This is a genomic window from Microbacterium sp. NPDC055502 (genome assembly GCF_053643635.1).
Genome location: NZ_JBSHKJ010000001.1, coordinates 300,375 through 313,602, shown reverse-complemented (window position 1 = coordinate 313,602; position 13,228 = coordinate 300,375). Strand labels below are relative to the sequence as shown.

General features: G+C 73.8%; 10 protein-coding genes. 3 read left to right on the top strand and 7 right to left on the bottom strand.

Annotated elements, in window-relative coordinates:
- Positions 1-3 precede the first annotated feature (3 nt).
- Genes ACWH95_RS01615 through ACWH95_RS01605 form a run of 3 tightly spaced genes read right to left on the bottom strand, consistent with a single transcriptional unit; the run spans position 4 to position 2,658 of the window.
- Positions 4-756, bottom strand: coding sequence for a LysR family substrate-binding domain-containing protein (locus tag ACWH95_RS01615; protein WP_136033158.1), 753 nt, complete (start codon positions 754-756; stop codon positions 4-6).
- Between the two features lie 10 nt (positions 757-766).
- On the bottom strand, positions 767-1,078 hold the full coding sequence (locus tag ACWH95_RS01610; RefSeq protein WP_136033156.1) for a hypothetical protein: 312 nt from the start codon (positions 1,076-1,078) through the stop codon (positions 767-769).
- The gene (locus ACWH95_RS01605; RefSeq protein ID WP_136033154.1) at positions 1,075-2,658 is read right to left on the bottom strand and encodes a PspC domain-containing protein; all 1,584 of its coding nucleotides are present in this window, start codon (positions 2,656-2,658) and stop codon (positions 1,075-1,077) included. The genes ACWH95_RS01610 and ACWH95_RS01605 overlap by 4 nt, the downstream gene beginning before the upstream one ends.
- A 114-nt stretch (positions 2,659-2,772) precedes the next feature.
- Between ACWH95_RS01605 and ACWH95_RS01600 the strand changes: the two genes are divergently transcribed.
- The 3 genes from ACWH95_RS01600 (at position 2,773) to ACWH95_RS01590 (ending at position 6,369) form a co-directional block, all read left to right on the top strand.
- Positions 2,773-4,005 carry an ATP-binding protein gene (locus ACWH95_RS01600; protein ID WP_136033152.1) on the top strand — a complete coding sequence of 411 codons (1,233 nt, stop codon included), beginning with the start codon at positions 2,773-2,775 and terminating at the stop codon, positions 4,003-4,005.
- Positions 3,998-4,657 (top strand): LuxR C-terminal-related transcriptional regulator, encoded by a 660-nt coding sequence (locus ACWH95_RS01595; RefSeq protein WP_136033150.1) that lies wholly within the window; start codon positions 3,998-4,000, stop codon positions 4,655-4,657. The genes ACWH95_RS01600 and ACWH95_RS01595 overlap by 8 nt, the downstream gene beginning before the upstream one ends.
- A gap of 143 nt (positions 4,658-4,800) precedes the next feature.
- Positions 4,801-6,369, top strand: coding sequence for a metallophosphoesterase (locus ACWH95_RS01590; protein ID WP_454120032.1), 1,569 nt, complete (start codon positions 4,801-4,803; stop codon positions 6,367-6,369).
- Positions 6,370-6,421: 52 nt separating this feature from the next.
- Here ACWH95_RS01590 and ACWH95_RS01585 read toward each other — a convergent pair whose 3' ends face one another.
- From ACWH95_RS01585 to ACWH95_RS01570, 4 genes are all read right to left on the bottom strand, one after another.
- Entirely contained in the window at positions 6,422-6,829 is a 408-nt protein-coding gene (locus ACWH95_RS01585; protein WP_136033147.1) for a DapH/DapD/GlmU-related protein, read from the bottom strand.
- 81 nt (positions 6,830-6,910) lie between these two features.
- The gene (locus tag ACWH95_RS01580) at positions 6,911-7,684 is read right to left on the bottom strand and encodes a DNA-formamidopyrimidine glycosylase family protein (RefSeq protein ID WP_136033144.1); all 774 of its coding nucleotides are present in this window, start codon (positions 7,682-7,684) and stop codon (positions 6,911-6,913) included.
- Complete coding sequence (locus ACWH95_RS01575; RefSeq protein ID WP_454120031.1) at positions 7,684-8,493, bottom strand: EI24 domain-containing protein; 810 nt, start codon at positions 8,491-8,493, stop codon at positions 7,684-7,686. Before ACWH95_RS01575 ends, ACWH95_RS01580 begins: the two co-directional genes overlap by 1 nt.
- A gap of 56 nt (positions 8,494-8,549) precedes the next feature.
- On the bottom strand, positions 8,550-13,127 hold the full coding sequence (locus tag ACWH95_RS01570; protein WP_454120030.1) for an ATP-dependent helicase: 4,578 nt from the start codon (positions 13,125-13,127) through the stop codon (positions 8,550-8,552).
- Between the last annotated feature and the right edge of the window lie 101 nt (positions 13,128-13,228).

The window sequence follows — 13,228 nt, the reverse complement described above, 5'->3', positions numbered from 1 at the left end:
CGCTCAGCGGGACGAGTTCGCGGTGCGTCCGCGCACGATCCCGACGAACGCCTCGACGTCGGGCGTCGTCCGGTCGCGGCGCCAGGCCAGCGCGACGGTCGACACGGGGCCGCCCGCCAGCACGCGGTGGTCGGCGTCCTTGCGGTGGTGCAGGCGTGCGAGCGACATCGGCACGATCACCACGCCCACGCCCGAGGCGGCGGTGGCGATCGCGTCGGACGTGGCGAGGGGTGCGAACCGCGCGGCCGTCGTCCCGGGGAGCGCGAGGCCGCCCCACACGTCGTCGCTCAGCGCGATGAGCACCTCGCCGTCCAGGTCGTCCGGGGTGAGCTCGTCCGCGGCCATCAGGTGGGAGTCCGCGGCGGCCACGACCACGGGCACCTCGTCGTACAGCGGGATCACGTGCAACGACGCGTCGTCGAGCGGCAGGCGGACGAGGGCGGCGTCGAGGTCGTCGAGAGCCGAGCGCTGCGCGGCGACCTCGATCGGGACGAGCTCGAGCGGCACGTCGGGGAGGCGCTGCTTCCACCGGTCGATCCAGGTGCCGGGAGTGGCACCGGGCACGGCGCCCAGCCGGAACGTGCGCGGCTCGTCCGCCGCGGCGGGTGCGGCGTCGAACACGACCTTGCGGGTCGCGGGCGCCGGGGCCTTCTTCGACGCCCCGGGGCGCGGACGCGCACCGGGGACGGCCCGGTTCCGGCGCGGGGGCGTGCCCTTGCCGGAACCCTTCGCGGGTCGTCGTCCCTGGTGCGCCATGCCGTCCAGGCTACTCGGCGGTGTGCGCGACCGGCGCCTCGGCCGCATCGGGGGCGAACGCCGCGACGCCCTCCGTCCGCCGGCGTTGGCCCCGCCGCACGAGCCCGGCGGCTCCGCCCACCAGCAGCAGCGCACCGGCGCTCAGCAGCACCACGGTGAGGATGGTGGCGGGCGTGAGGGTGCCCACTCCGTCGGCGAGGGCGGCGCGGCGGTCGTCGTCGGCGAGCACCCACAGGGCGGCCCCGGCGATCGCGGCCAGCACCACGCCCCAGATGACGGCGGCCCAGCGGGTGCGCGGGGTGGTGATCGTGTCCGTGCTCATCGGTCGTCCTCCGGTGATTCCTGGACCGTGATGGCGATGACGCCGCTGGTCTGGTGGATGGTGACGGGTTGCACGGTGGTCGGCGAACCGGAGCCGGACGTGATGTCCTCCGACACGGTCCAGGTGCCGTCGTCGCGCGTGAGGGGCCAGGTGCCGCTGTCGGTGATGCGGCCGGCCTCGGGGTCGACGCGGATCCAGCTCACCTCGACGTCGTCGCCGACCGTGCCGCGCAGCGCCAGGCGCACTCCCTCGTCCACGAAGATCTCGGTGCGACCGGAGCCCTTGTCGATCAGCATGGGCCGCGGTCCGTCGTCGTGCGCGTGCAGCTGCACGTACAGGTCGCCGAACGGCTGACGCACCTGTGCGGGCTGGTTGTTCGAGATCGACGCGTACCCCAGCGTGGTGCCGGGCACCGCCGCGACGCCGCCCGCGACGAGGCCGCCGACGAGCGTCGCGATGGTCGCGAACGCGAGGAAGCCGCTGCGGCGCCGGAGTGCCCCGGCGACGATCATCGACACCGCGAGCACGAGCGCGGCCGACAGCAGCCCGAGCGCTCCGCCCAGGCCCTCGCCCACCGCGAGCCCCACGCCCGCACCGACAACGATCGCGAGTCCGAGCGCGGCCATCACCGCGGCGAAACCGGCACGCGGGTTCGACGCCCGGCGGACGCGTCGTCGCTCGGCGGCCTCCGCGGCGAACACCGCGGCCTCGGCCTGGCGCTCCCGTCGCAGCTGATCCCTGGCGGCACGCTCCGCATCCTGCTGCTGGCGCCGCCACGCCTGGTCCTGCTCCTTCCAGGCCGCGTGCTGCGCGCGCCACGCCTCCAGCGCGGCGGGGTCGTTCGCTCCGGGCGGCAGGGGCGCGGGAGGGGCGGGCGGGAGGAGGCCGGTGTCGGCGAGCGGCACGGTGTCCGCGGGGGTCGCCGCCGCGGAGTCGAGCGTCGACGGCGGGACGGAGGTGGCGTCCGCCCCCTCGGCGGGACCCGAACCCGCGAGGGGGGCGGACGCGCCCGGGGCCGCCTGACCTGCGGAAGCCATCGGCAGGTCCGGCGCGGAAGCGCCCGGGGTGCGGCTCGCAGCGCGCACGATCAGGAAGAGCAGGCCGGCCGCGAGCACCAGGCCCACGATCCAGCTGAAGAGGGACAGCGCCGACCAGCTCTCGTAGCCCAGCCCGAACAGCCGCCCGGTGAGCGGTGCGGTGGGCAGGAGGCCGACGATCGCCATCGCGAGGATGCCCAGCTGCACCGGCTCGTACCGGCGCTCCAGCAGGTCGCGCAGGTGCACACGGCCGTCGGTGTCGGGCAGCAGCGCCCAGGCGACGGCGTAGAGGAAGATCACCGGCAGTCCGAACAGCGCGGCCACCACGAGCACCCCGCGCACGATCAGCGGGTCGATGCGCAGCCGTGCGGCGATGCCGGCCGCGACGCCGCCGAGCCACCCGTCGGAGCGCGCGACCCCGAGACCGGCGACCCACAGCAGGAAGCGCTCGGCGCCGCGGGGAGCGGTGCGTCCGGAGGGCGCGGCGCCGTCGACCGGGGTGTCGGGATCGGCGGGCGGCGGGGGAGCGGTCGGAATCGTCATGCTTCGATCCTGCCGTCCGCCGCGGCCGGCCGACCATCGGGGGAACCCCTGAGCGGACCCTGGTTCCGCGTCCGGGGAGCCCCCGGACGGCGCGACGGATGATTGGATGACGGTATGTCCTCCTCGGCGTCCGCCCCCGCGCCCGCCGGTCGCGTCCCCGTGTCGACGCGGCCGCCGTTGGCGCGCGACCGCGACTGCCTGGTCGCCGGGGTGAGCGCCGGGCTCGCGCGCCACCTGGGTGTGCGCGCGTGGATGGTCAGGGCGCTGTTCCTCGCGCTCACGCTGTGTGGCGGCGCCGGCGTGCTGCTGTATGCGTGGTGCTGGGCCTTCATGCCGTGGGCGGAGGGGGAGGCCGCGCCCACCCGTCGCGTTCCCGTCGCGTGGCTGCTGCTCGCCCCGGCCGCGGTGGGCGCCCTCGTGATCGTGGTGTGGCGGGGTGGGAGCGAGGCGCTCGACGGGTCGATCCCGCCCTCGGTCGCCGCCGTGGTCGTCGGCGGCACCGCCCTCGGGGCCACCGCCGCCGGGCTCTGGGCCACGCTGATCGACCGCACCGACACGGCCCGCGGCCCCCGGCATACCGTGTGGGTGCGGATCCTCGCCGTGCTGCTTCTCGGGCTCGTCTCGCTGCTGCTGCTGTCGTGGCCCATCGCCCGCTCCGGGGTGGCCCTGGCGCTGCTGCCGCTCGGCGGGCTGATCGCGGTGGTCGCGTCGGCCCTGATCCCGCGGTGGCGCGAGCTGGCGGGCGAGCGCATCCGGCGCATCAGGGAGGAGCAGCGCAGCGTGATGGCGGCGCACCTGCACGACTCCGTGCTGCAGACGCTCGCGCTCATCCAGAACCGCGCCGGCGCATCGAGCGAGGCCGCCCGGCTCGCCCGCGCGCAGGAGCGCGAGCTGCGCGCCTGGCTGTACGACGGCGACGCCCCGGCCGACAGCGACCTGTCCACCGACCTGCGCGACTACGCTGCCGCGCTCGAGCTCGACCACCCGGTGCGCATCGAGGTGGTGTCGGCCGGGCTGTCCGCGGAGCGGGCGAGCGGGGAGCTGGCGGCGGCCGCCCGCGAGGCGATGCTGAACGCGGCACGGCATGCGGGCGGCGAGGTCGCGGTGTACATCGAGGGCAGCGCGCGGGGTGTCGACGTGTACGTGCGCGACCGCGGCAGCGGCTTCCGCCTCGACGACGTGCCCGGCGACCGCCTGGGCGTGCGCCAGTCGATCATCGGCCGCATGCGCAGGGTGGGCGGGTCGGGCGCGGTGCGCAGCGACGACGGCGGCACCGAGGTGCACCTCACCCTGCCGGCGGTTCCCGCGCAGGACCGCACCCCGCTCGGACAGGAGACCCGTGGCTGACAGCATCCGCGTCGTGATCGTCGACGACCACTCGATCTTCCGCTCCGGGCTGCGCGCCGACCTCGACGCGAGCGTGACCGTGGTGGGCGAGGCGGCGGACGTGCCATCCGCGGTCGCGGTGATCGCCGAGACGCAGCCCGACGTGGTGCTGCTCGACGTGCACCTTCCCGGTGGTGCGGGCGACGACGCGACCGGGGGAGAGGCGGTGATCCGCGGATCGCTGCCGTCGAGCACGCGGTTCCTCGCGCTGAGCGTGTCGGATGCCGCCGCCGATGTGGTGCGGGTGATCCGTGCCGGGGCCCGCGGCTACATCACGAAGGGCTCGTCGGGCGGCGAGGTGAGCGCGGCCGTGCACGCGGTCGCGGAGGGCGACGCGGTGTTCTCGCCGCGCCTCGCCGGGTTCGTGCTCGATGCCTTCGGCGCGGTCGCCGGGGAGACGGCCACCGCGACCGACGAGCTCGATCGGCTGTCGGCGCGCGAGCAGGAGGTCATGCGGCTGATCGCCCGCGGCTACGCCTACAAGGAGGTGGCCGCCGCGCTGTTCATCTCCATCAAGACGGTCGAGACGCACGTGTCGTCGGTGCTGCGCAAGCTCCAGCTGTCGTCCCGGCACGAGCTCACGGCGTGGGCGTCGGAGCGCCGACTGCTCTGATCGGGCGTGACCCTGTCATACTGCCCGTTGTGCATTCGGCGTCCGACCTGTGACCCTGGATGCACCTCCGCTGTGGGACGGAGAGGGCGGGCGGTCGATCGTGGGGATCGACGGCGAACGGGGGTGGGGAGATGCGCTCTGCGATGCGCAGGAGCCGCGGTGTGCGGGTGCTCGGCGGGGTGCTCGCCGTGCTCGGGGGACTCGTGCTGGCCTCCCCGGCGGCGATCACGAGCGCCGGGAACGACGAGCGCGAGCGCCCGGAGCCCTTCACGATCGTGGTGCTGCCCGACACGCAGAAGTACACCGTCTCGGACGAGCTCGCGCAGAGCCTGAACGCGCAGACGCAGTGGATCGTCGACACCCGTGAGCAGCTCAACACGAAGTTCGTGATCCAGGTGGGCGACCTCGTCGACTCCTGGCCCGACGTGCACCAGTGGGAGCGCGCGAGCCGCGCGATGGCGATCCTCGACGACGCCGGGGTGCCCAGCTCCGTGCTGCCGGGCAACCACGACCTCGACGTGACGACGGGCGAGTCGAGCACGTACGACGAGTACTTCCCGCCGAGCCGCTACGCCGATGCGACCTGGAACAGCGCGACGGTGTCGTACGGCGGGTACCTCGGCCAGGACCGGTTCGGACCGGACGGCATCGACCGCCAGAACAAGGACAACTACAGCCTGCTGACCGTGGGCGACACGAAGCTGCTGCTGCTCAGCCTCGAGTACGAGACGCCCGCGTACGCACTGGAGTGGGCGCAGCGCGTGATCGACGCGCACCCCGACCGGACGGTGATCCTGGCCGTCCACGGTCTCATCACCACGGGCGGCGCGCGGTCGACCGCCACCGAGCGCACCGACGTGACCCCGGTGACCGAGGTCGACCTGTGGCGGGACTTCATCTCGCAGAACTGCTCCATCGCGATGGTGGTCAACGGGCACTGGGCGGTGGGAGACGCGGGCGAGGCGCGGCGCAGCGACCTCAACGCGTGCGGGCGCCCCGTGCCGCAGATCCTGTCGAACTACCAGGGCCGCGCCAACGGCGGCGACGGGTGGCTGCGGTACTACACCGTCGACCCGGCCGCGGGCACGGTCGATGCCCACACGTACTCGCCCACGCTGCGGCAGTACGAGAAGGACGACGACGGCCGCTTCGCGCTCCCGCTCGACCTCACGCCGACGGACGACCGGGTGCTGTTGCGCGGCGGGTCGGACTGGAAGGTGTGGAACGAGCTCGGCGCGTGGCCGCGCGGGTGGAAGAGCGCGGCGTTCGACGACGACGACTGGCAATCCGGCACGGCCCCGCTCGGGTGGGGCAAGGGCGTGCAGACGCCGATCGACCTCGGTCCGCCGCCGGAGAACCGTGCGCGTGCCATGTTGTTCCGGCAGACGGTGGATCTGGATGACGTCGAGGAGCTGTCGACGGTGACGGTGAGCACGAGGGCCGATGACGGCGTCGCAGTCTGGGTCAACGGCACCCTGATCGGCACCTCGCACCTCGCGTCGAAGAAGCCCACGAGTGAGACGTTCGCGGACGTCGGCCGTTCGACCGACAACGCCACGGACGACCCTGTGACCTTCACCGTGCCGCGAGGCCTGCTGCACGACGGCGAGAACGTCGTGGCCGCCTCCGTCCACGTGAACTACCTGGGCACGAACAGCAGCACGTTCGACCTCGTGATGACGGGTCGGCGATCCTCGTCCGACGGCGAGTGACCGGCCGCCGGACGGTGATGCCCGGTGCGGCCCGGCCCTGCCCGAGTCGCGGTCAGGCGGCCAGCCAGAGGCCCTTCTGATCTGTGGCGACCGTGAGGCCGGCGGCGACCGTCTCGTCGTCGCCGATGCGGGCGCCGGGCACGATGCGGGCGCCGGGTCCGATGTCGGTGCGGACGCCGACGTGCGCGTGGTCGCCCACCGCCGCCCCCGGTCCCACGTGCGCGTGCGCGTCGATGTACGCGCCTTCGCCGATCACGGCGTCTTCGTCGATCCACGCCCCGCGCGCGATGATGGCTCCCGCCCCGACGCGCGCGCCGGGTTCGATGTAGGCGCCCGCCTCGATGTGTGCCTTGGGGTGCACCTTCGCGCCGTGCGCGACGAGACCCCGACCGTTGGCGTGCTTGCGGTACCGCAGCGTCGCCCCGTGGTCGTTCTCGATGTCGACGTAGTTCTTGCCCACGATTCCTCCCGTGTTCCGGAGTTCTCCGGATATATCAACAACCACGGGCGGGGTGTTTTCATTCCCCCGGATGGATGCGGCTCAGCGCTGGCAGCGCGGGCACCAGAACGTGATGCGCTCGCGGGTGGGATCGGCGCCCTGCTCGCCCCGCCGGATGAGGGTGCCGCAGCGGCGGCACGGGCGTCCGGCACGTCCGTACACCCATGTCCCCTGGCCCGGACGATCGATGCCGGTGAAGGTGCGGTGGCGGCGGTCGCGGTTCGCGCGGATGGTGCGCACACCCAGGTCGAGCAGCGCGGCCACGTCGACGTCCGCCGTCGGCGTCGTCGGGAGGATTCCGCGCAGGAACAGGAGTTCCGCGGCGTACTCGTTCCCGAACCCGGCCACGTTTCGCTGGTCGAGCAGCGCCACGTGGATGCTGCGGGTGTCGGCACCGAGTCGTCGCACGGCCTCGGCCGCATCCCAGTCCGCGGCCAGCGGATCCGGTCCGAGGTAGCCCACCAGCTCACCCTCGTCGCGGGTGGGGACGACCTCGACCTCCGCGATGTCCACGCCGACGGCCTCACGCTCGGCGGTGCCCACGATCGCGCGCACCTTGAAGGCCGGGTGCCGCCACCTCTCGCCGGCGCGGTACACGAACCAGGCGCCGTCCATGCGCAGATGGGAATGCAGCGTGCTGTCACCGATGCGCAGCAGCAGATGCTTGCCGCGCGGCACCGCCGCGTGCACGCGCTGTCCGGTCAGATCGACCGTCGCGAAGCGGGGCACGCGCAGGTCGAAGCGCGTGACCTCGGCACCCGCCAGTGCCTCGTCGAGACGCCGTGCGGTGCGGAAGACGGTGTCGCCCTCGGGCATCAGCGCCTCCCGTCCGGTGAGGGCGGCGTCACGGCGGGCGGAACGGCGGCGTCGGACGGGGCGGTCGCCGCGGGCAGGGGCCGGCGGGTCATCATGTCGCGGGCGAGCATCGTGCTCCCGGCGACCGCAGCGGGCATCACCGCGATCGCGCCGCCGGGGATCAGGAAGCACAGCTGCGTCGCGACGCCGAAGCCCAGCACGCGCGCCCTGCTGCCGGAGAACAGGACAGCGCGGTCGGACGGGCTGAGCTCACGCGCATCGAACGCGCGCCCGGTCAGCTCGCGCGCCAGCAGCCGTCCGGTCAGGATCACGCCCATCACCGGGGCCAGGGCGCCGCCGACCGCCGGGATCAGGCCGAGCACCAGCACGAGCAGCGCGATCAGGATGCCGAGGACCACCAGCCGCAGGCCCTCGCCGACGGTGGTCCAGAACCCGCCGCCGTCCGTCGCGGGCGGGTGGCCGAGGTCGACCTCGACCGCGTGCCAGATGCGCTGGTAGAACGGGTCGCCGATCGTGAGGGTGAGGGCGCTGAACACCGAGCTGGCCAGGGCCAGGGCGGCCGCGACCACCACGAGACCGACGGCCGTGCGCAGCAGACCGCGCCAGGGCTCGTCCCACCGGTCGGCGAACGGCGTCAGCCAGGACGAGATCGACGGCATCCCGATGATGAGCGGGATGATCGCGGCGGCCAGCACGATCACGGCGATCACCGCGGGGATCAGCCCGAGCGCCATGAGCCCCGGGCGCGTGCGCCACACACCGAAGCCGCGGAACAGGGTGCGGACGCCGGCGCTGAACTCTCTGACCATGGCTCCAGGGTAGGTGTCGGGCGGGCGGGGTGGCGGCGACGAGCGCGCGGGAGTGCTCAGACGGCCTTGCGGAGCGTGAACCCCCGCGGCGTCTGCACGAACCCGGCCTCCTGCAGGGCGGCCGCGAGCTCGGTGCCGTAGACGCCCTCGCCGTTGACCTTCTCCACCGTGAGGGTGTCGAGGCGGCGGTCGCGGGCGGTCGCCGCGAGGTCGGCGGTCGCGGCGCGCAGCACCTCGGGGTCGTCGGTGAAGCACAGCACCGTGCGCCCGCCGCGCTCGAGCGACAGCACCAGCGCGCCGTCGACCAGCACCACGAGACCGCCCGCCTTGCGCCCGGGCCGGTGCGACACGCCGTCGAGCTTCGGCCAGCCGAGCGCGGCGCCATAGGGGTTCGCGGGGTCGGTGGCCGCGAGGGTCACAGCCGTGCGGGGCGGCGGATCCGCGAGCCCCGCGTAGGTGCGCAGCCGGTCGACCGTCGCCGAGGCCGCGAACTGCGCGGCGCCGAGCTTCTCGATCACATAACCGCGCCGGCAGTGTCCCGCCTCCTCGAAGCCCGCCAGCACGCGGTACGCCTGGGCGAAACCGCCGGGCACGCCCTCCGCCTGCACCGCGCCGCGGGTCACCACGCCGTAGCGGTCGAGCAGGAGCCCGGCGGTCACGGTGGCGCGTCGCGCGGCATCCGTCTCGATCGCCGGCAGCAGAGACCAGCGTCCGCCGATCGAGGTCGGCCGTGGTGCCGTGCGCGTGAGCGACATCCCGCGGTAGGTGCGCGCGCGGGGGGCACGCCGCTTCACCTTGTGCGCCTGCGACCCGCCCGCGAGCAGCGAGCGGATGGGCGCGAACGTGTCGTTCGTCACGTGCCCCGACCAGGTCAGGGCCCACAGCGCCTCGAGCACCGACTGCTCGTTCTCGGCTCCGGTCATGTCCTTCAGCTGCGCCGCGAAGTAGGCGCCGCCCGCGGCGAGGGCGTCGAGCAGCCGGGCCTCCAGGGAGTCTGCGGCGATCTCGGCGTCGGGCTCGGGAAGCGTGAACGGGGCGAGGTCGACGGGGTGCAGCGACACCCAGCCGTCGCGGCCCGGAAGCGTGCCGTGGCCCGACCAGATCACCTCGCCCGCGGCCGTGAGCTCGTCGAGCATCGCGGGGGAGTAGTCGCGCACCCGCGACGGCAGCACGAGCGACTCCCACGCGCTCGCGGGGATCGGCACACCCGCGAACTGCTCGATCACGGTGAGCACGCCGTCGATGCCCTCCAGCGGCCGACCGAGGTGCTGCCAGTCGGGCAGGAATCGCGCGTAGGCCTCCGGCGACACCGGCTCGACGGAGCCGCGGATTGCTGCGAGCGAGCGCATGCGCAGCCGTCGCAGGACCTCGGTGTCGCACCACTCGAGGTCGTCGCCGCTGCCTGCCGCGGTCGGCAGGAAGTAGCCGCTGGTCAGACGACCGTTCGTCTCCAGGCGCTGCAGCGTGTGCCGGGCGACCGCGGCGCCGAGACCGAACCGGGTCGCGACCGCCGTGGTCGTGAAGGGCCCGTGCGTCCGGGCGTACCGCGCCACCAGGTCGCCCAGGGGATCGGCGACCGGCTCGAGGAACGCGACCGGGATCCCCGTGGGCAGGGCCGCGCCGAGGGCGTCGCGCAGCCGACCGGCGTCTTCGATCGCGGCCACCCTGGCGACACCGGCCACGGTGACCGGGATGGCACGGCGGGCGCCGATCAGCTCGTCCAGCAGCGTCGCGGCGCTGGCACCGGCGGTCGAGTCGGGGTCGAGTCGCGCCGACACCTCGTCGGCGTCGAGCGGGCCCAGCATGCGCAGCAGGTCGGCCACGCCCTCCAGACCGCGCACCCGCCGCTCGGGGTCGAGGCGCTGTGCCTCGCGCTCGAACTGCGCGATCACGTCGGGGTCGAGCAGCTCGCGCAGCTCCACCGTGCCCAGCAGCTCGCCCAGCAGTGCGGGGTCGACGGAGAGGGCGGCCGCCCGGCGTTCGGCCAGCGGCGAGTCGCCCTCGTACATGAACGCGCCGACATACCCGAACAGCAGGTCGCGGGCGTAGGGGGAGGGCTGGCCGGGCTGGGTCTCCACGAGCCGGACGCGGCGGTCGCCGATCGCCGTCGCGAGCTTGCGCAGGGACGGCAGGTCGTACACGTCCTGCAGCACCTCGCGCAGCGTCTCCAGGATCACCGGGAACGTGGGGTGCCGGCGGGCGACCTCGAGCAGCTGCGCCGACCGCTGCCGCTGCTGCCACAGGGGCGTGCGCCGGTTGGGGTTCGTGCGGGGCATGAGCAGCGCCCGCGCCGCGCACTCGCGGAACCGGGAGGCGAACAGCGCCGAACCCCCCACCTCCTGCGTGACCAGCTGCTCCAGCTCGTCGGGGTCGAACACGAACAGCTCGGCGCCGGGCGGCTCGGCCTCGGCGTCGGGGATGCGCACGATGATGCCGTCGTCGCTCGCCACGGCGGAGCCCTCGACGCCCAGCCGCTCGCGCACCCGCGCGTTGATCGCGAGGGCCCAGGGCGCGTGCACCTTCATGCCGTACGGGGAATGGAGGATCACGCGCCAGTCGCCGACCTCGTCGTGACCGCGTTCGACCGTGAGGGTGCGGTCGGTCGGCAGGGTGCCCGTCGCCTCGCGCTGCTCGGTCAGGTGCGCCATCAGATTGGCGCGCGCCTGCTCGTCGAGCCCGGCCTCGATCAGCCGCTGCTGCGCCTTCTCCGGTGAGGCGGACGACACCTCGCGGGAGAACGCGCCGAGGGCCTCACCGAGCTCGTACGGCCGGCCGATCCCGTCACCGTGCCAGAACGGCACCTTGCCCGGCTGGCCGTACGCGGGGATCACGTTCACGCGGTCGTGGGTGATCTCGGCGATGCGCCAGCTCGTGGTGCCGAGCGTGAACACGTCGCCCACGCGCGACTCGTACACCATCTCCTCGTCGAGCTCTCCGACCCGCGCCCCGGTCGACTCGCCCGCGACGAACACCCCGAACAGCCCGCGGTCGGGGATCGTGCCGCCGCTGGTCACCGCGATGCGCTGCGCCCCGGGGCGACCGGTCAGGGTGCCCGCGTCGCGATCCCACACCAGACGCGGCCGCAGCTCGGCGAACTCGTCCGAGGGGAAGCGGCCGGCGAGCAGGTCGAGCGTGGCCTCGTACGCCGAGCGCGGAAGGGACTGGAACGGCGCGGACCGCCGCACGGTCTCGAACCACTCCTCGACGCTGATGGCGCCGAGGGCGCTCGCCGCCACGGTCTGCTGCGCGAGGATGTCGAGCGGGTTGCGCGGCACCTGGATGGCCTCGATCTTGCCGGCGAGCATGCGCTCCGTGACGATCGCCGTGTGCAGCACGTCGCCGCGGTGCTTGGGGAACAGGGCGGCGCGACTGATCTCGCCCACCTGGTGCCCGGCGCGCCCGACGCGCTGGAGCCCGGACGCGGCGGACGGCGGAGCCTCGACCTGGATCACCAGGTCGACCGCGCCCATGTCGATGCCCAGCTCCAGGCTGCTGGTCGCGACGACGCAGCGCAGCACGCCCGACTTCAGCTCCTCCTCGACCTGCGCCCGCTGCTCCTTCGACACCGAACCGTGATGGGCTTTCGCGAGCACCGGATCCGCTCCCGCGGTCGCCCCCGCCTGCGCCATCATCGCCGCGGGCACGGACGCGTCGGGAAGCGCGACCCCGATCCGCTCGGAGTAGATCTCGTTGAGGCGTCCCGTCAGCCGCTCCGCGAGGCGGCGGGAGTTCGCGAACACGATCGTCGAGTTGTTCTGGAGGATGCGGTCGACGATCGCCTCCTCCACGTGCGGCCACACCGAACCGGTCACCTCGGTGTATTCCGCGTCGATCCCCGGTGCCTCGGGCGGCGCACCGGGGGGCGGCGGCGGGTTGGTCATGTCGTCCATCGGCACGACCACGCCCAGCTCGAACGTCTTGGACGCCGGCGGGGCCACGATCTCGACCGGGTCGGCTCCGCCGAGGAACCGCGCGACCTCGTCGAGGGGTCGCACGGTGGCGGACAGCCCGATCCGCTGCGCCGGCTTCTCGTTGCCGTGCGCGGCCCGCAGCGCGTCGAGGCGTTCCAGGCTGACCGCCAGATGCGCGCCACGCTTGGTGGCTGCCACGGCGTGCACCTCGTCGATGATCACGGTGTGCACGTCGCGCAGGGTCTCCCCGGCGCGGCTGGTGAGCATCAGGTACAGCGACTCGGGTGTGGTGATGAGGATGTCGGGCGGGTCGGACACGAGCTTGCGCCGGTCGCTGGAGGTGGTGTCGCCCGAGCGCACCCCGACCGTGACCGCGGGGGCGGCGAGCCCCAGTCGCCGCGCGGACTGCCCGATCCCGATCAGCGGGGACCGCAGGTTGCGCTCGACGTCGACACCCAGCGCCTTCAGCGGGGAGATGTAGAGGATGCGCGTGCGCCCGGAGTCTGCGTCCACGGGCGCCTCGGCGCGCTCGCGGAACACGCTGTCGATCGCCCAGAGGAACGCCGACAGCGTCTTGCCGGAGCCCGTCGGCGCGACCACGAGCGCGTGCTTGCCCGCCGAGATCGCCTCCCACGCCCCCGCCTGAGCGGGAGTGGGCGCGGTGAAGGCGCCGCGGAACCAGTCCTGGGTGGCGGGCGTGAAGCGTTCGAGCACATCGCTCATCCCCCCATCTTCGTGGACGCCGCCGACATTGGGGCCGACGGGCGCTCGCCCCGGCGCGACAGGGGCGCACTCAGGAATACCGGGTAACGTCTAGCGTGTTA

Excerpts from the sequence above, each read along its gene's own strand:
- ACWH95_RS01615 (WP_136033158.1), bottom strand. The coding sequence starts at position 756 with ATGGCGCACCAGGGACGACGACCCGCGAAGGGTTCCGGCAAGGGCACG.
- ACWH95_RS01605 (WP_136033154.1), bottom strand. The coding sequence starts at position 2,658 with ATGACGATTCCGACCGCTCCCCCGCCGCCCGCCGATCCCGACACCCCG.
- ACWH95_RS01570 (WP_454120030.1), bottom strand. The coding sequence starts at position 13,127 with ATGAGCGATGTGCTCGAACGCTTCACGCCCGCCACCCAGGACTGGTTC.
- ACWH95_RS01600 (WP_136033152.1), top strand. The coding sequence starts at position 2,773 with ATGTCCTCCTCGGCGTCCGCCCCCGCGCCCGCCGGTCGCGTCCCCGTG.
- ACWH95_RS01610 (WP_136033156.1), bottom strand. The coding sequence starts at position 1,078 with ATGAGCACGGACACGATCACCACCCCGCGCACCCGCTGGGCCGCCGTC.
- ACWH95_RS01580 (WP_136033144.1), bottom strand. The coding sequence starts at position 7,684 with ATGCCCGAGGGCGACACCGTCTTCCGCACCGCACGGCGTCTCGACGAG.
- ACWH95_RS01575 (WP_454120031.1), bottom strand. The coding sequence starts at position 8,493 with ATGGTCAGAGAGTTCAGCGCCGGCGTCCGCACCCTGTTCCGCGGCTTC.
- ACWH95_RS01590 (WP_454120032.1), top strand. The coding sequence starts at position 4,801 with ATGCGCAGGAGCCGCGGTGTGCGGGTGCTCGGCGGGGTGCTCGCCGTG.